Here is a 16298-nt window from a genome sequence, read left to right on the forward strand (position 1 = left end):
ATGAGTAGCAACAAGCAGCATATCCGTTTTGATTTTGCCGATGGCCTGCGCGGCGTGGCCATCCTGTGCGTGATCTTGTTTCATTTCACCCAGACCTTCTGGCAGCACCGCGAACGCATCAGCGACATTCTGAATATGGAGCCGCTGGAAGGCTATGCCGGGGCATCCTTTGTACTGCCCTTCAATCTGGGCGCAGTGGGGGTGGGCTTGTTCCTGCTGATTTCCGGCCTGCTGATTCCCTTGTCGCTCACCCGCATGGGCGGGCTGCGCTTTGCCGTGTCGCGGGTATTCCGTATTTATCCCACCTACTGGGCCGGGCTGGCGGTGACGCTCGTGGCGTTGTGGATTGCCGCCTGGCTGGCGGATAACGAATTCGATATCACCCGGCGCGATGTCATCGGCCATGTCAGCATCGCCTTTCAGGACATGCTGGGCGGACGCAATATCGACCCGGTGATGTGGACGCTGAAGGTAGAACTGTGGTTTTACGCCTTGCTGGGTACGGCCTTTGCGCTGACCGGGCGGCGGATCAAATGGGCGATCTGGCTGCTGCTGCCCTTGGTGGCCATGCTGTGTCGTGGCCCGAATGCACAGGGCCTGCACGGCCAGCTGGCCCACTTCTGGGCCTATGACCAGTATTTCCTGGCCTCGGTGGTGTGCTATTTCCCGCTGATGTTTGCCGGTTGCTGGTGTTATTTCTATCTCACCGGCCAGGCCGGCAAGCTGGAAACCGTGCTGCATTTTGTCGGCCTGTTGGCCATGTTTGTGTGGGTCACCAACTGGCCGTCGGCGGAGCTGTACGGCAGCTACCTGATCGGCATCAGCCTGTTTGTACTGGGGGTAGTGCGCCCGGGCTTGTGGACCCATCCCTGGCTGGCGCGTATCGCCGCCGTCAGTTACGCCTGGTATGTGTGTCATTCCAATGCCGGCTATGTGCTGATGGAAGTGCTGGCTGAGTACAATCTGCCGTGGTGGCTGCTGGTGGCAGCTGCCACCGCCATGACCTGGTGCCTGGCGTTGGCTATCAACCGCTGGGTGGAGCTGCCCACGCAAAAGCTGGGCAAGCGCGCCGCCGATGCATTGAAAGACAAGCCAGCCACGGACAAGCTGGCGCGCCAGTAAGCGCAGCTAACAAAAACCCTGCTGCTGCGTTGCGCCGCCTTGCCGTACTCATTGTACTGTCTGCGGCGGCGCGCCTTGCCCCAGGGACGCTACGCTATTTTGTTAGCCGCTCTAAGCGTAGCTGACAAGACCGAATACGCGACTGGCAACCATGCGTCGGCTGCCAGCCATGAACAACGACGCCTATTGAAGATGACGAAAATGAGCGAACAGAAATTCCTGCCCTTTGCCCTGCCGGATATCGGCGAAGAAGAAATCAATGAAGTGGTGGATGCCCTGCGTTCCGGCTGGGTGACTACTGGGCCCAAGACCAAGCAGTTCGAAGCCGACTTTGCCGCCTTCATCGGCGAAGGCGTGGAAGCCATTGCGGTGAACTCCGCCACCGCCGGCCTGCATCTGGCGCTGGAAGCCATCGGCATCCAGCCCGGTGACGAAGTGATTGTCCCCAGCTACACCTTTACCGCCACCGCCGAAGTGGTGCGTTATCTGGGGGCGGATCCGGTCTGTGTCGATGTGGACCCGGCCAGCTTCAATATCAGCCCGGCTGCCATCCGTGCTGCCATCACGCCGAAAACCCGCGCCATCATGCCAGTACACTTTGCCGGCCTTGCCTGCGAGATGGACGAGATTCTGGCCATCGCCCGCGAACACGGCCTGAAGGTGGTGGAAGACGCCGCCCATGCGCTGCCCACCCGTTACAAGGGCAAGCTGATCGGCACGCTGGATTCGGATGTCACCGTGTTCAGCTTCTACGCCAACAAGACCATGACCACCGGCGAGGGTGGCATGGTGGTGTCGAAGAACAAGGACCTCATCGCCCGCTGCAAGATCATGCGTCTGCACGGCATCAGCCGCGATGCCTTCGACCGCTATGTGTCCAAGACCCCGGCCTGGTTCTACGAAGTGGTCGCCCCCGGCTTCAAATACAATATGCCGGACACCGCCGCGGCCATGGGCATTCACCAGTTGAAGAAAATTGCCGGCTTCCAGCAAAAGCGTGAGTTGATGGCCGCCCGTTTCGACCGTGAACTGGCCGACCTGCCGCTGATCCTGCCAGCGCGTCCGGCCGATGCCGCCGGCCAGCATGCCTGGCATCTGTATCCGGTGCGTATCAAGCCGGAGGCCGGCATCAGCCGCGACGACTTCATCCTGCGCATGGCCGAGAAGGGCATTGGCTGCTCGGTGCACTTCATTCCGCTGCACCGCCAGCCGGTATGGCGTGATGGCTACCAATTGGCGCGCAGTGCCTTCCCGGTGGCTGATGCCGCCTTCGAGGCCGAAGTCACCCTGCCGCTGTACACCCGCATGAACGAGGACGATCAGACCCGCGTGATCGCTGCGGTTCGCGAGATTCTGGGCGCATGAGCCAGCCGCGTGACTCCGGGCTGGGCCAGTCCCCGGCCTTGCTGCCGCCGTGCTGCCGCCCGCCGGGTGCAGGTTCGCCGCTGCTCAAGCGCTTGTTCGACCTGATCGCGGCCAGTGCCGGCCTGCTGCTGCTGGCGCTGCCGCTGCTGCTGGTCGCCTTGTGGATCAAGCTGGACTCACCCGGCCCGGTGTTTTTCCGCCAGGTGCGGGTAGGACGCGGCGGCCTGCTGTTCCGCATTCACAAGTTCCGTACCATGCAGGTGAATACCGAGGTGCAAGGCCAGCTCACCGTGGGGGCGGACAGCCGCGTCACCGGGGCCGGGCGTTTTCTGCGCAAGAGCAAGCTGGATGAACTGCCGCAATTGCTGGACGTGCTGTTCGGCGACATGAGCCTGGTTGGCCCGCGCCCGGAAGTGCCCAAGTACGTGGCACATTACCCGGAGGATGTGCGCGACATCGTGCTATCGGTGCGCCCCGGCATCACCGACTGGGCCTCCATCCGCATGATCGACGAAAATGAAATCCTCGGTCGTGCCGCCGATCCGGAGCAGGCCTATATCGAACAGGTACTGCCGGAAAAGCTGGGCTACTACGTGCGCTATGCGCAAACCCACAGCCTGCTGGAAGATATCCGCATCATCTTTGCCACCTTGCTGAAAATCGTGCTGCGCTGACCGGCGCGAAAGCCAAACGACATGCTAGACAAACTGCTGACCTTTTCCCGTCACAACAAGATGGCGCTGTTGGCGCTGATGGATGCCCTGTTGCTGCCATTGGCCCTGTGGAGTGCCGTGGTGCTGCGCCTGGGCGGCTACTGGGACCCGAAGCTGGACCCGTATCTGTGGATCTTCATCGTGCCGCCGCTGTGGGTGATTCCCATCTTCGTCAAACTGGGCCTGTATCGCGCGGTGCTGAAGTATCTGGACGACAAGATCGTCTACACCGTGTTTACCGGGGTGAGCCTGGCGGTGCTGGTGCTGACGGCGGTGATCGTGATGGCGCGTATTGCGCCGTTTCCGCGCTCGTCCATCATCATCTTCTGGATGTTCGCCATGGCCTATATCGGTGGCAGCCGCTTTGTGCTGCGCGGCCTGGTGCGGCGTATCGATTCGGTGGATGCCCCGCGCGAACACGTCATCATCTATGGTGCCGGGCAGGCCGGGGTACAACTGCTGCTGGCCTTGCAGGCGGGCAAGGAATACCGGCCGATGGCCTTTGTCGATGACAATCCGGAATGCTGGAAACGCACCTACCGCGGCCTCAGCGTGCATGCCCCCACCGACCTGCCGCTGCTGATCGAAGACACGGCCGCCAGCTGCATCCTGCTGGCCATGCCCTCGGTCAGCCGTGGCCGCCAGCGCGAGATTCTGGAATCGCTGGAGCATCTGCGCATTCCCATCAAGCGCCTGCCCGGCATGGCGGATCTGGTGTCCGGCGAAGCGCGGGTGGAAGAGCTGAAGGAAGTGGAAATCGAAGACCTGCTGGGCCGTGACCCGGTGCCGCCCAGCCCCGAGCTGCTGGCGCGCAATATCCAGGGCCGGGTGGTGATGGTGACCGGTGCCGGCGGCTCCATCGGCTCCGAGCTGGTGCGGCAGATCGCCCGCAACAATCCGGCGCGCATCGTGCTGTTCGAGCTGACCGAGTTCGCCCTCTACGCCATCGACCACGAGTTGTCGCAGCTGGCACCGTCCATCCCGCGCACGCCGGTACTGGGGTCGGCCACCGACCATGCCCGGCTGTGTCAGATTATGCGCGCCTTCCAGGTGGAAACGGTTTATCACGCCGCCGCGTACAAACACGTGCCGATGGTGGAACACAATCCGGTAGCCGGTATCCTCAACAATGCCTTCGGTACCGACACCACGGCGCAGGCGGCGGAAGATTGCGGTGTGGATACCTTTGTGCTGATTTCCACCGACAAGGCGGTGCGTCCCACCAATGTGATGGGTGCCACCAAGCGCCTGGCCGAACTGACCTTGCAGGGCCGCCATGCCCGTGGCAGCAGCACCCGCTTTGTCATGGTGCGTTTTGGCAATGTGCTGGGCAGTTCCGGCTCGGTGGTGCCCTTGTTCAAGAAGCAGATTCAGGCCGGTGGCCCGGTGACTGTCACCCATCCGGACATCACCCGTTACTTCATGACCATTCCAGAAGCCGCCCAGCTGGTGATCCAGGCCGGGGCCATGGGCGAGGGCGGTGATGTGTTCGTGCTGGATATGGGCGAGCCGGTGAAGATTGCCGATCTGGCGCGGCGCATGGTGCATTTGTCCGGATTGGAGGTGCGTGATGACAAGCACCCGAACGGCGACATCGAAATCCGCTTTTCCGGTTTGCGTCCGGGCGAGAAGCTGTACGAAGAACTGCTGATTGGCGACAACGTGCTGCCCACCGATCATCCGCGCATCCTGCGGGCGCAGGAATACCATCTGTCCGCGCCGGAACTGGCGCAATTCATGCAGCAGCTGGCACAGGCCTGCCAGCAACTGGACGCCGCCAGCGCCTTTGCCTTGATGCAGCAGGTTGTACATGAATTCCGGGCCAGCCCGGCGACCCAGGACTGGGTGGTGTTGCAGCAGGGCTGAGAACCGGTTTACGCCCTTTCGCCTTGTCTGCCCCTTCGTTCGCTGGATCGCGAACAGGCTGTCAGGCTGTCGGGAGTCCGTCGCTGATCACCCGGTCACGCCCCAGCTGTTTGGCTTGATACATGCGGGCATCGGCCAGCTCCACCAGCTGGCGGCGGACATTGCATTTGTCTGCCAGCCGCTCGGCCAGGCCGATGCTGGCGGTCAGCGCCGTGCCATCCGGCCGCTGGCCCAGCCCCTGCTGGCGCAGCCGGTCCAGCGCCAGCCTGGCCTGGATCATGTCGGTATTGGGCATCAACAGCAGAAACTCTTCACCACCCCAACGCACCAGCACATCGCCACGCCGCACACAGGACAGTGTTTTTTGCACCAGCTGTTTCAGGGTTTTGTCGCCAGCGGCATGACCAAACTGGTCGTTGATGCTCTTGAAGTGGTCAATGTCGATAAAGGCGATGGCCAGCGGCATCTGGTTGCGCTCGGCATTGACCAGTTGCAGTTCCAGCATCTCGATACCGCTACGGCGCGAGAAGGCGGTGGTCAGCGGATCGCGGATGGTCTGGCCTACCAGGGCGATGATAAAGGCCAGCTGGCTGATGCTGGCCAGTGAGGAAACACTCGCCAGCAGCGACAGCAGCCAGAATTCACCCCCGAAGGAAGGCCAGCTGGCGACCGACCAGTCCAGCGACCAGGCGATGGCATAAGCCAGCAAGACCGGTGTGGCAAAGGCCAGATTCTCGATCAGGGTGAGCGGAAAAATGGAAAAGGCCGCCAGCAAGACAAAGGGCAGAAAGGCATAACCCGTGCCAATGGCCGCCGATACCCCTTCCAGGTGGTATTGCGTCATCAGCTGGTGCGAGCCGATATAAAACAGCGTGGGGATGGCAAACAATACCGCCATGCCGCGATAGGCCCCGGATAGCTGACCATCCTGCGGACACCACAAGACCAGCGCCACAAAGGCCAGGGTGGCCAGCACCCGCATGGTGGCCAGCATCTGCCATAGCCCGGATGGCAGGGTCATGACATCCACCACGATCCACAAAGGGGTGAGCAGGGCAAACAGCAGGGCGAACAGACGCACGCGATTGACCAGCATCAGCGCGCGGCGTTGCTCCAACAAGGGCATGTGCTGGTGTGGGCTCAACAGCCAGCTGGTTTCATTACTGGCGATCTCGCCGGGCAGCAGGCCAAGAATCCGCCGCCAGATGGTGTGTGTGATTCTCATTGTCAGACAAGTTTTGAGTTTGCAGCATTGTAGGGGCAATGTGCTCTCCGACCTTGTAAAATATCAAATCATGCGGAAATTAGTCGCGAACATTCTGAATAGCTGGCTGATTTTAAATAATATTTAATGTTACAAGGCGAAGGAGGGCTGCCATTTGGAAACCCGCTGGCTGGAAGATTTTCTGGTACTCGCCGACACCGGCAGTTTTACCCGTTCGGCCGAGGTACGCCACCTTACCCAGCCGGCATTCTCCCGTCGCATCAAGTCGCTGGAAAGCTGGTTTGGTGCCGATCTGATCGACCGCACCACTTATCCAACGAAACTCACCACGGCTGGCGAGCTGCTGCGCGAACAGGCGGTGCTGATGCTGGGGCAGATCAACAGCACCCGCGCCCAACTGCGCGGCCTGCAACCGTTGCCGGCCGGCACGCTCAGCCTGGCCGTGCCGCATACGCTGTCCTTCTCGTTTTTTCCCAAGTGGCTAAGCAGGGTGGAGCAGGGGTTTGGTTCGCTGTCCTGCCGCCTGCAAGCCAGCAATGTGCATGATGCGCTGCTGGCATTTGTTGAGGGCGGCTGTGACCTGCTGATGTGCTATCACCACCCCAAGCAGCCGGTAGATTTGGCTGATCCACGCTATAGCGGCTTGCGCTTGGGAGTGGAATCGTTGCGTCCCTATGTGCGCAGCAAGCCGGATCGCAGCCCGCGCCATGCCTTGCCCGGCAGCGCCGCCCAGCCACTGCCCTTTCTGGGCTATGCCAGTAATGCCTATTTCCGCCTGATGACCGACCTGATTCTGGAAGCGGCCCCGGAGCCCACTTTCCTGTCGCTACGCTATGAAACCGATATGGCGGAAGGTCTGAAAAACATGGTGCTGGAAGGGCATGGCGTGGCGTTTTTGCCCACCAGCTCGGTTCAGCGCGAATTGCGTTCGCGCCAGCTGGTGCTGGCGGCGGACCAGGGCTGGAGCGTGGATATGGAGGTGAGGCTGTACCGCGACAAGAAGCGCAGCCGGCCCGAGCTGGACGCCTTCTGGGATTACCTGGCCGCCAGTGCCGATCCGGTCTGAATTGGCCCCATTGATCGGGACGAAACCCACCCGCTTTTAGGCGCTTGCCTGCTGCTGCCGGCTGAATATTTTCCTAGCATGGCCAACCCTGATGTTGCTCAACACTGGAGAGGCCGAGATGAAATGCAGGAAAGTTATGCAATGGATACTGTGCTGCCTGGCAGTACTGTCGGGGCCGGCCGCGCTGGCCGCCCCCAGCAATGCCAGCGGACCGGTAGTGGACATCTATTTATTGCGCCACGGCAAAACGCTGTTCAATACCACCAGTCAGGTGCAGGGCTGGTCGGACACGCCGCTGACCGCGGCAGGCATCAAGGGCGCGGAGGCCGCCGCCAGAGGACTGGCCAGCACGCCCTTCATTGCGGCCTACAGCAGCGATCTGGGGCGGGCGCGTGCCACTGCCAGAATCGTACTGGCGCAAGGCCAGCGTAAGGGCTTGTCCTTGCAGGAAGACGAGCGCTTCCGCGAATGGAACTATGGCAGTTTTGAAGGCCGGCCGGATGCCGAAATGTGGACACCCTTGTTCCGCCAGCAGGGCATGGTGTTCGATCCTGGCTGGGGCAACTGGACTGCCTTTACCCACAAGATGAATGATCGGGCCATTGCACAGGCCATTCACGATAACGACCCGCGTGGCTGGGCGGAAACCTATCCGCAGATCGAAGCGCGACTGCGTGCCGGCATGCAGGATGTCGTGAGCAAGGCCGTGGCGGCGGGTGGCGGCAATGTGCTGCTGGTCAGCCATGGTGGTGCCATTCTCAGCATCCTCGATATCTTTGTGCCCGGTCAGGCCAAGAACACCGATATTCCCAATAGCAGCATCACCCTGCTGCGCTATCAGAATGGCCAGTACCAGCTGCTCAACGCCGGCGATGTCAGCTATCAGCAAGCACGCTGAAGCCTGCGTCAGTTCCTGCGAGGGCTGCTCCCGCGATATACCAAGCCGTATTACGGGCAGCCCTGTCTGAGCAAAACGCCCGCCACCCAGCTGGTGGACCTGCTGTTTTGGCTGGCCAGCCCGCACTCTGGCCGGGTATTTTCCATGGTTATGCAAAATTTGCATGGACTGATTGCGAATCGGAATTGGCCAAGCCGCTGGCTGGCAGCCTACAGTCTGCCCCCATCACTCCGCGCTGGCGGAGACCATCGACAAGGGTTTCTGCATGTCCACACGTATCGAACACGACCTGCTTGGCGATCGCGCCGTTCCGGCTGCTGCCTACTGGGGTGTCCACACCCTGCGCGCGGTGGAAAACTTCCCCATTACCGGTCAGACCATTGCCAGCTATGGCGACCTGATCATCGCACTGGCGCAGATCAAGAAAGCGGCTGCCCAGGCCAATCGTGATCTGGGGCTGCTGGATGGTGTACGCGCCCAGGCTATTGTCGATGCCTGCGACGAACTGGTGGATGGCAAGCTGCACGAGCAGTTCGTGGTGGATGTGATTCAAGGTGGGGCAGGGACTTCCACCAATATGAATGCCAATGAAGTCATCGCCAACCGCGCGCTGGAGCTGTTGGGCCATGCCAAGGGCGAATACGACAAGCTGCATCCCAACGAACACGTCAACATGAGTCAGAGTACCAATGACGTGTATCCCACCGCGCTGCGCCTGGCCACTTACTGGGGTGTACTGCGCCTGCAACGCACCATGTTCGTGTTGCGCGAAGCCTTTGCGGCCAAGGCGGATGAATTCAAAAATGTCTTGAAGATGGGCCGGACCCAGCTGCAAGACGCAGTACCGATGACGCTGGGACAAGAGTTCCAGACCTATGCTGTGATGCTGGGTGAAGATGAGCAGCGCCTGAGCGAAGCCCGTGCGCTGATGCTGGAAATCAATCTGGGTGCCACTGCCATCGGCACCGGCATCACTGCCCACCCGGATTACGCCCGGCTGGTGTGCCTGCACCTGTCCGAACTGACCGGCCTCAAGCTGATGACCGCGCCCAATCTGATCGAAGCCACCCAGGACTGCGGCGCTTTTGTGCAGCTGTCCGGTGTGCTCAAGCGTGTGGCGGTCAAACTGTCCAAAACCTGCAACGACTTGCGCCTGCTGTCCTCCGGGCCGCGCGCTGGCATTGGCGACATCAATCTGCCGGCCCGTCAGGCAGGCTCGTCCATCATGCCGGGCAAGGTCAATCCGGTGATTCCGGAAGTGGTCAACCAGGTGGCCTTTGAAGTCATCGGCAACGACATGACCATCACCATGGCCGCGGAAGGTGGCCAGCTGCAGCTGAATGCTTTCGAGCCGGTCATCGCCTATAGCATGTTCCGCAGCGTGCGCCATCTGGCCAATGCCTGCACCACGCTCACCGAGCATTGCGTCAAGGGCATTACCGCCAACGAAGCCAAGCTGCGCGCAGACGTACTCAACTCTATTGGCTTGGTGACCGCACTCAATCCCATCATCGGTTACGCCGCAGCTACCGCCGTGGCTGCCGAAGCGCACGCTACCGGTGGCAGTGTCTACGATATCGTGCTGGAGCGCGGGCTGATGCAGCGCGCCCAACTGGATGAGGCATTGCAGCCGGAAGCCCTGACCCAGCCGCGCTGCTTGTCTTAAAAGGTGTTCTGCTGTCGGTACTTGTCCGGTACCGACTTTCCTGTGTTGGCCGGGTATTTACCCGGCCATTTTTTTTTGCTGGCTTGTGCCGAGGGAGGGCTGGATGTATAAGTGTATTGTGCATTGCACAAAAAGGAGTGGAACATGACACAAGCCCTCATCTGGTGGCTGGAGAACAGCCCCCGCTGGCTAAGCAGCTTCAGCGCGCAATGGCGTTGCCAGCAAGAAGTATTGCGTGCGGCCACCTTCCATACCGGTCACGTGTTGTGCAGCCCGGCGCCCTTGCCGGACAAGCTGTCCCGCTTGCTACGCCGTTCCTGTTCTGATGCCATCACCCTGCTGCATGACCATGGCGAGGTGCAATTGCAGCTGTGCAGCCAGTTGCCTGCGCCACAACACGACCCCTGCCAGCTGTATACCCTGGGGCAGCGCTTGCAGCAGCGTACCGGCGAGGCCTGCCTGCACGGCCTGGTCGATATCGGGCGCGCCCTGTCGCGCTGATTGTGCGGCCGTGGCGGTGCGAATGGCTTTGCAGTCGCTGCTGGGCAGGGCACAATGCCGCTCTTTACGCATTCAGAGAGTCCCGCCATGTCCAGCCAATCCATGCTCAGCCAGCAGCAACTGCAACAATTGGCTCCCGAGCTGCAAGATTATCTGGCCACCCAGCTGAATCTTGACGTCGGCCAGTTTGATGCCCAGTTCCTGCTGGATTTTGTCGCCGCCAAGATAGGCCGGCAGATCTATAACAAGGCGCTGGACGATGCGCAGCAGGCATTGAGCAGCCGTATGGAGTCACTGCAGGCTGCCATCTGGGAACTGGAAAAATAGGTCGGTTGCAGCTGTTTTCAGGCCTGCGACGGCTCCTGTCCCGTCCGCGACTGCCGCTTGCCTGGTAGCCAATGGCTGCCATCCCTAGGCCAACGGCGTTACAATCAGGCTTTCCCTCCTCCTGCGCCCAAGGTTCATGCTTTATCTGCGTCTGATGCTCAAAGGTTTCTTGCTGGCCGTGCTGCTGGTGCTGCTGGGCTTTGGCTACATGGCCTGGGGCATTGCCCGTTATGCCGATGAGCCCGCCACGCAGCCGGCTGATGCCGCACTGGTACTGGGTGCCGCGGCCTGGGGCAGCAAGCCTTCGCCCGTGCTGCGCGAGCGCATCAACCACGCGGTGACGCTTTACAAGCAAGGCCGGGTGCGCTGGATTGTGTTTACCGGAGGTACTCCGGAGCCCGGCTATCCCACCGAGGCCGATGTCGGCCGCGAGTTCGCCTTGCGCCAGGGGGTGCCGATGACCGCCATGCTGGCGGAAAACGAGTCGCGCACCACTTGGCAGAATCTGGAAAACGCCCACAAACTGGCGGCACCGTTTGGCATACGCTCCTTTCTGCTGGTGAGCGATCCACTGCATATGCGGCGCGCAGTACTGATGGCACATGACCTGGGCATGGCTGCTGCGCCAGCTCCTACGGAGTCCAGTCGTTATGTCAGCTGGAGCAACAAGGTCAAATTCCTGGTCAGGGAAACCTGGCTATATGTCGGCTACCGGGTGTTTCGCAAGCTGTCCTGATCGTAGGGATGTGGCGGCTTGAATAGATGTAAAAAAACCGGCTCAAGGCCGGTTTTTTTATCGGTACCGCACAATCAGGCGCTATGCCACAGATCGATCAGGTCACCGGCTTCCACATTGGATACTTCGCTGCGTGCTTGCAGCCAGGCTACCAGCTTGCTGCGGATTTCTTCGGTAATGGCTACTTCACCCACCGGGAAAACCACACCTTCCAGCTTTTCATTACCATCGAAATGGCCACCGAAGCTGATGGCGGTATCGTCGATGCAGTTGAGCCAGTCGTCCAGCAGCGCATCGGTATCAACACCCTTGGCGATGGTGGCGATCAGGTGAAAACCCAGCTCGCGGTATTCGCCAACACGCATTTTCTTGCGCTGACGATGGTTCAGACGCTTCAGGCGCTGGGTGGAGTTGGGGTTGTGCAGATCGGACATGATGACTCCTTACAAAAAGACGTGGCGATGATAACAGGCATTGCCGGGCGGCAGGAAAATAGCGGCTGCAGCGGCAATCGTTACAGCCCCAATTGCTGCCAGAGGCTGTCGACCTTCTGTTTTACCGTTTCATCCATCACGATGGGCACCCCCCATTCACGATTGGTTTCTCCCGGCATCTTGTTGGTGGCATCCAGCCCCATCTTGCCGCCGAGGCCGGATACCGGGCTCGCGAAGTCCAGATAGTCGATGGGGGTATGCTCGATCAGCGTGGTATCGCGCACTGGATCCATGCGGGTGGTGATGGCCCACATCACTTCCTTCCAGTCGCGGCAATCCACATCATCGTCCACCACAATGATGAACTTGGTATACATGAACTGGCGCAGGAAACTCCAGCAGCCCATCATCACGCGCTTGGCATGGCCGGGGTATTGTTTTTTGATGCTGACCACCGCCATGCGATAGCTACAGCCTTCCGGCGGCAGGTAAAAGTCAACAATCTCCGGAAACTGCTTTTGCAAAATGGGAACAAACACCTCATTCAGCGCCACCCCCAGCACAGCCGGCTCATCTGGCGGTTTGCCGGTATAGGTGCTGTGGTAGATCGGGTTTTCGCGCATGGTGATGCGGTCGATGGTGAATACCGGGAAATAGTCCTGCTCGTTGTAATAGCCGGTATGGTCGCCATAAGGGCCTTCCAGGGCCATGTCATCAGGATGAATATGGCCTTCCAGCACAATCTCGGCCCGCGCCGGCACTTGCAGATCAGAGCCGATGCACTTCACCAACTCGGTACGGCTGCCACGCAACAGCCCGGCAAACTGGTATTCGGACAAGGTATCCGGCACCGGAGTGACTGCGCCCAGAATGGTCGCCGGATCACAGCCCAGTACCACGGCCACCGGATAGGGCTGGTCAGGATGCTGTTGGCGAAATTCACGGTAATCCAGTGCACCGCCGCGATGGGCCAGCCAGCGCATGATCACCCGGTTTTTACCGATGACTTGCTGGCGATAGATGCCCAGGTTCTGCCGCTTCTTGTTCGGCCCACGGGTAACGGTGAGTCCCCAGGTAATCAGTGGGGCAACATCGCCCGGCCAACAATGCTGGATGGGCAGGCGTGACAGATCAACCTCATCCTCCTCCCAGACAATCTGCTGGCAAGGGGCTTTGCTGATCACTTTGGGGGCCATGGACAGCACCTGCTTGAGCAGTGGCAGCTTGTCCCAGGCTTCCTTCAGCCCCTTGGGTGGTTCCGGCTCTTTCAGGTAGGCCAGGGTCTTGCCGATTTCACGCAACTGCATTACGTCGCTGGCTCCCATGCCCATGGCGACCCGCTTGGGCGTGCCAAACAGATTGGCCAGTACCGGCATGTGGTAAGTCTGCGTATCGTGCCGGGGTTGTTCGAACAGCAGGGCGGGGCCAGCCGCTTTCAGTACCCGGTCGCCAATCTCTGTCATCTCCAGATGTGGCGAAACCGGAAGGCTGATTCTTTTCAATTCGCCTTGCTGTTCCAATTGAGCAACAAAGTCCCGCAGGTCGGCATATTTCATGACTGTTTCATGATCTTAAGCAAAGTTTTGACCGGAAGGTTTGGTTAACCTCCGCTTGAACGTCGCAAGCTACTGCCGACCTATTAGAAAGTCAATTACGGTAGAAGCCCAAGACCGTGAACTTGCCTACACTCTTGGAGAATACAAATGAAAAAGCTTGCTCTGGCTGCGGCCATCGGTCTGATTTCCGCTAGCGCCTTCGCTGCTCAAGGCGATATCCTGGCCCGTTTCCGTGTGATCAACGTGAATCCGGATGTCAGTGCTGATAGCACCCTGTCCGCCATTCACACCGATGTGAAGTCCGATACCGTGCCGGAACTGGACTTCACCTACATGATCACCAATAACATTGGTGCTGAACTGATTCTGGGTACTTCCCGTCACGAGCTGACGATCAATGGCGGTACTTCTTTGGGTAAGGTTTCTGTTCTGCCGCCGACCCTGACCCTGCAATACCATTTCATGCCGGAAGCGACCTTCCGTCCGTATGTTGGTCTTGGTGTGAACTACACCCGCTTCTACAGCAACGGTCTGAATGTAGGTGGTACGGCTGTTGACATCGATCAGAACAGCTGGGGCCTGGCCGCTCAAGTTGGTGCTGACGTTGCCATCAGCAAGAACCTGTTCATCAACTTCGACGTGAAAAAGATCGACATCAAAACCAAGGCTCGCATGGGTGGTTCCGATCTGGGCACCCTGAAGATCAATCCGTGGGTTTACGGCATCGGTATCGGCACCAAGTTCTAAGCAACTTGTCTGGCCTCAAGAAAGCGCCTCGAAATCGAGGCGCTTTTTTATTTTCTGGCAATAGAATATTGTATTCTAAATTTATAAATCCAGGAGATAAGGCATGAGTAGTTGGTCTAGTACGGCAGTGCGTAAAATCGAGGCAGATTTCAATCGCTCTAGTGACACCCACCTGATACCGCTGCAGATTCCGGCTCTGCCGCAAATCCAGCTGTATTTCAAGGACGAATCCACCCATCCCACCGGCAGCCTCAAGCACCGACTGGCGCGCTCGCTGTTCCTGTACGGCTTGTGTAATGGCTGGATCCGCTACAACACCACCATCATCGAAGCATCCAGTGGCAGTACGGCAGTGTCCGAAGCTTATTTCGCACGCTTGCTGGGCCTGCCTTTTATTGCGGTGATGCCGCGTGGCACCTCGGCGGAGAAGATTCGTTCCATCGAATTCTATGGCGGCCGTTGCCATCTGGTGGACGATCCGGCCACCATCTATGAAGAATCCCGACGTTTGGCGCAGGAGTTGAATGGCCATTACATGGACCAGTTCACCTATGCCGAACGAGCCACCGACTGGCGTGGTAACAACAATATTGCCGATACCATTTTCAAACAGATGGAACTGGAAGCGAATCCAGTGCCGGAGTGGATTGTCTGCGGGGCAGGTACCGGTGGTACATCGGCCACATTTGGTCGCTACGTACGCTATCAGAAGCTGACGACGCAGATCTGCGTTGTCGATCCGGAAAATTCGGTATTTTTCGATAGTTACTACAGCGGCAACAGCGACTGTCGCTGCGAAGGCGGTTCCGGTGTTGAAGGCATTGGCCGCCCCCGCGTCGAACCATCGTTCATCCCCACCGTTATCGACAAGGTCATCCGCGTGCCCAATGTGGCCAGCTATGCCGCTATTCATTTCCTGGAGCAGGTCATGGGCCGCAAGTGTGGTGGCTCCACTGGCACCAACCTGTTCGGCGTGTGTGAACTGGTCAGCGATATGGTGCGTAATGGCCGGCACGGCTCGGTAGTGACGCTGATCTGCGATGATGGCAATCGCTATCTTAATAGTTACTACAACCCGCAGTGGCTGGAAGATAATGGCCACCAAATTGCATCATGGGTAGAGCGCTATCGTCGTTTCTTCTTCGAAGGCCGCTGGTAAATCCATTGCGATCAACTGCGGCGACCCCTACCAGCGTTGCCGCAGCAACTGACTCAGCTTGCTGACCCGCACATCGACAAACGCCGGTTTGCGTGATTGCCGGCTGACCCACACGGTACGCATGCCCAATGATTTTGCTGCGTACAGATTGGCTAGTGAATCCTCCACCATGATGCAGCGCGCCGGATCGAGTCGCTCGGCCTGCAGCATGCAGCGAAAGCCACGCCGATCCGGTTTCGGCTGGAAGCGCATTTTCTCCATGCCATAACAGGCAGCAAACTGGTGGCGGATATGCATTCTATGCAGCAGCCCCTCTATATAGTGTTGTGGGCCATTGGAGAGCACGATCTTGCGGCCAGGCAAAGTGCGCAAGGTCGTCCCCAGTGCCGGTTCCCATACCAGCCAGCGATATAGCTCATCCAGCAAATGTGTTTCCTGCAGGAAATGCCGGGCATCCACGTCATGGTGGCGTACCAAACCCTGCAGCGTTGCACCATAACGATGCCAGTATTGCAGTCTCAGCCGCCGGGCCTCCTCCTCCGTCATGGCAAGATGCCGCTCCATATACAAATTCATCATGCGACTGATATGGGCAAAAATGCCCAGGCTCGCCTGATGCAGCGTGTCATCGAGATCAAAAATCCAGGTGGGGACAGACATATGGCGGGTCAAAGCAAATGTTAGGAAGCGGCTATTATCATGAGCCAAGTGCAAGACTTCCAATGCTTGCATCTTTCTTCTACTAGGTAATGATTTGCTGTTTTATTTAAAATCAAATACTTGCCTTGTTTTCTGCAAAATAATGCACTTTTCTTCGCACACAGTGTTGACGAGGACAGGCTGCGGCGGTATAGTTCGCCTCCTCAGCAGACAACGCAGCGACGGAAACGAAACGCAGCGACCTGCACCGCTCTTTA

At 59.2% G+C, this 16298-nt stretch carries 16 protein-coding genes; 12 read left to right on the plus strand and 4 right to left on the minus strand.

Annotated features, from left to right (window positions below; genetic code table 11):
• The 4 genes from DBR44_RS11615 to DBR44_RS11630 all read left to right on the plus strand — a co-directional run bounded on the left by DBR44_RS11615 (position 1) and on the right by DBR44_RS11630 (position 5066).
• Positions 1 to 1122 carry an acyltransferase gene (locus DBR44_RS11615; protein ID WP_124644200.1) on the plus strand — a complete coding sequence of 374 codons (1122 nt, stop codon included), beginning with the start codon at positions 1 to 3 and terminating at the stop codon, positions 1120 to 1122.
• 201 nt (positions 1123 to 1323) lie between these two features.
• On the plus strand, positions 1324 to 2487 hold the full coding sequence (locus DBR44_RS11620; RefSeq protein WP_124644201.1) for a DegT/DnrJ/EryC1/StrS aminotransferase family protein: 1164 nt from the start codon (positions 1324 to 1326) through the stop codon (positions 2485 to 2487).
• Positions 2484 to 3161 (plus strand): sugar transferase, encoded by a 678-nt coding sequence (locus DBR44_RS11625; RefSeq protein WP_124644202.1) that lies wholly within the window; start codon positions 2484 to 2486, stop codon positions 3159 to 3161. The genes DBR44_RS11620 and DBR44_RS11625 overlap by 4 nt, the downstream gene beginning before the upstream one ends.
• A gap of 21 nt (positions 3162 to 3182) precedes the next feature.
• Positions 3183 to 5066, plus strand: a complete 1884-nt coding sequence (locus DBR44_RS11630) for a nucleoside-diphosphate sugar epimerase/dehydratase (protein ID WP_124644203.1) — start codon at positions 3183 to 3185, stop codon at positions 5064 to 5066.
• A gap of 61 nt (positions 5067 to 5127) precedes the next feature.
• Here DBR44_RS11630 and DBR44_RS11635 read toward each other — a convergent pair whose 3' ends face one another.
• Positions 5128 to 6291 carry a diguanylate cyclase gene (locus tag DBR44_RS11635; RefSeq protein ID WP_124644204.1) on the minus strand — a complete coding sequence of 388 codons (1164 nt, stop codon included), beginning with the start codon at positions 6289 to 6291 and terminating at the stop codon, positions 5128 to 5130.
• Between the two features lie 154 nt (positions 6292 to 6445).
• Between DBR44_RS11635 and DBR44_RS11640 the strand changes: the two genes are divergently transcribed.
• The 6 genes from DBR44_RS11640 to DBR44_RS11665 all read left to right on the plus strand — a co-directional run bounded on the left by DBR44_RS11640 (position 6446) and on the right by DBR44_RS11665 (position 11485).
• Positions 6446 to 7357 carry a LysR family transcriptional regulator gene (locus tag DBR44_RS11640; protein WP_124644205.1) on the plus strand — a complete coding sequence of 304 codons (912 nt, stop codon included), beginning with the start codon at positions 6446 to 6448 and terminating at the stop codon, positions 7355 to 7357.
• A gap of 136 nt (positions 7358 to 7493) precedes the next feature.
• Entirely contained in the window at positions 7494 to 8255 is a 762-nt protein-coding gene (locus tag DBR44_RS11645) for a histidine phosphatase family protein (protein ID WP_158613602.1), read from the plus strand.
• A 265-nt stretch (positions 8256 to 8520) separates the two neighbouring features.
• Positions 8521 to 9921 (plus strand): aspartate ammonia-lyase, encoded by a 1401-nt coding sequence (gene aspA / locus DBR44_RS11650; protein ID WP_124644207.1) that lies wholly within the window; start codon positions 8521 to 8523, stop codon positions 9919 to 9921.
• Positions 9922 to 10065: 144 nt separating this feature from the next.
• The gene (locus tag DBR44_RS11655) at positions 10066 to 10422 is read left to right on the plus strand and encodes a hypothetical protein (RefSeq protein WP_124644208.1); all 357 of its coding nucleotides are present in this window, start codon (positions 10066 to 10068) and stop codon (positions 10420 to 10422) included.
• Positions 10423 to 10509: 87 nt separating this feature from the next.
• Complete coding sequence (locus DBR44_RS11660; protein WP_124644209.1) at positions 10510 to 10749, plus strand: DUF2164 domain-containing protein; 240 nt, start codon at positions 10510 to 10512, stop codon at positions 10747 to 10749.
• 136 nt (positions 10750 to 10885) lie between these two features.
• The gene (locus tag DBR44_RS11665; RefSeq protein ID WP_124644210.1) at positions 10886 to 11485 is read left to right on the plus strand and encodes a YdcF family protein; all 600 of its coding nucleotides are present in this window, start codon (positions 10886 to 10888) and stop codon (positions 11483 to 11485) included.
• Positions 11486 to 11559: 74 nt separating this feature from the next.
• Here the strand turns inward: DBR44_RS11665 and DBR44_RS11670 are convergent, their stop codons facing one another.
• Together DBR44_RS11670 and ubiD are read right to left on the minus strand one after the other, a co-directional pair.
• Positions 11560 to 11919: a 50S ribosome-binding protein YggL gene (locus tag DBR44_RS11670; RefSeq protein ID WP_124644211.1), complete on the minus strand. Its 360-nt coding sequence runs from the start codon at positions 11917 to 11919 to the stop codon at positions 11560 to 11562.
• An 80-nt stretch (positions 11920 to 11999) separates the two neighbouring features.
• A complete protein-coding gene (gene ubiD, locus DBR44_RS11675; protein WP_124644212.1) occupies positions 12000 to 13475 on the minus strand; it encodes a 4-hydroxy-3-polyprenylbenzoate decarboxylase in 1476 nt (491 codons plus the stop codon).
• Positions 13476 to 13622: 147 nt separating this feature from the next.
• Between ubiD and DBR44_RS11680 the strand changes: the two genes are divergently transcribed.
• Both DBR44_RS11680 and DBR44_RS11685 read left to right on the plus strand, forming a co-directional pair.
• Positions 13623 to 14222: an OmpW family protein gene (locus tag DBR44_RS11680; protein ID WP_124644213.1), complete on the plus strand. Its 600-nt coding sequence runs from the start codon at positions 13623 to 13625 to the stop codon at positions 14220 to 14222.
• A gap of 103 nt (positions 14223 to 14325) precedes the next feature.
• Complete coding sequence (locus DBR44_RS11685) at positions 14326 to 15381, plus strand: PLP-dependent cysteine synthase family protein (RefSeq protein WP_124644214.1); 1056 nt, start codon at positions 14326 to 14328, stop codon at positions 15379 to 15381.
• 27 nt (positions 15382 to 15408) lie between these two features.
• On the opposite strand, the gene DBR44_RS11690 is transcribed toward DBR44_RS11685, so the two are convergent.
• Positions 15409 to 16041, minus strand: a complete 633-nt coding sequence (locus tag DBR44_RS11690; protein WP_124644215.1) for a pyrimidine 5'-nucleotidase — start codon at positions 16039 to 16041, stop codon at positions 15409 to 15411.
• Positions 16042 to 16298: the final 257 nt, after the last annotated feature.

Origin of the sequence: Aquitalea sp. FJL05, from assembly GCF_003852595.1 — a bacterium.
GTDB lineage: Bacteria > Pseudomonadota > Gammaproteobacteria > Burkholderiales > Chromobacteriaceae > Aquitalea > Aquitalea aquatilis.

Bases quoted from the DNA above. Each gene is read 5' to 3' on its own strand.
- DBR44_RS11635 (WP_124644204.1), bottom strand. From the start codon at position 6,291: ATGAGAATCACACACACCATCTGGCGGCGGATTCTTGGCCTGCTGCCC.
- DBR44_RS11645 (WP_158613602.1), top strand. From the start codon at position 7,494: ATGCAATGGATACTGTGCTGCCTGGCAGTACTGTCGGGGCCGGCCGCG.
- DBR44_RS11660 (WP_124644209.1), top strand. From the start codon at position 10,510: ATGTCCAGCCAATCCATGCTCAGCCAGCAGCAACTGCAACAATTGGCT.
- DBR44_RS11615 (WP_124644200.1), top strand. From the start codon at position 1: ATGAGTAGCAACAAGCAGCATATCCGTTTTGATTTTGCCGATGGCCTG.
- ubiD (WP_124644212.1), bottom strand. From the start codon at position 13,475: ATGAAATATGCCGACCTGCGGGACTTTGTTGCTCAATTGGAACAGCAA.
- DBR44_RS11670 (WP_124644211.1), bottom strand. From the start codon at position 11,919: ATGTCCGATCTGCACAACCCCAACTCCACCCAGCGCCTGAAGCGTCTG.
- DBR44_RS11690 (WP_124644215.1), bottom strand. From the start codon at position 16,041: ATGTCTGTCCCCACCTGGATTTTTGATCTCGATGACACGCTGCATCAG.
- DBR44_RS11620 (WP_124644201.1), top strand. From the start codon at position 1,324: ATGAGCGAACAGAAATTCCTGCCCTTTGCCCTGCCGGATATCGGCGAA.
- DBR44_RS11680 (WP_124644213.1), top strand. From the start codon at position 13,623: ATGAAAAAGCTTGCTCTGGCTGCGGCCATCGGTCTGATTTCCGCTAGC.
- DBR44_RS11655 (WP_124644208.1), top strand. From the start codon at position 10,066: ATGACACAAGCCCTCATCTGGTGGCTGGAGAACAGCCCCCGCTGGCTA.
- aspA (WP_124644207.1), top strand. From the start codon at position 8,521: ATGTCCACACGTATCGAACACGACCTGCTTGGCGATCGCGCCGTTCCG.
- DBR44_RS11685 (WP_124644214.1), top strand. From the start codon at position 14,326: ATGAGTAGTTGGTCTAGTACGGCAGTGCGTAAAATCGAGGCAGATTTC.
- DBR44_RS11630 (WP_124644203.1), top strand. From the start codon at position 3,183: ATGCTAGACAAACTGCTGACCTTTTCCCGTCACAACAAGATGGCGCTG.
- DBR44_RS11625 (WP_124644202.1), top strand. From the start codon at position 2,484: ATGAGCCAGCCGCGTGACTCCGGGCTGGGCCAGTCCCCGGCCTTGCTG.
- DBR44_RS11665 (WP_124644210.1), top strand. From the start codon at position 10,886: ATGCTTTATCTGCGTCTGATGCTCAAAGGTTTCTTGCTGGCCGTGCTG.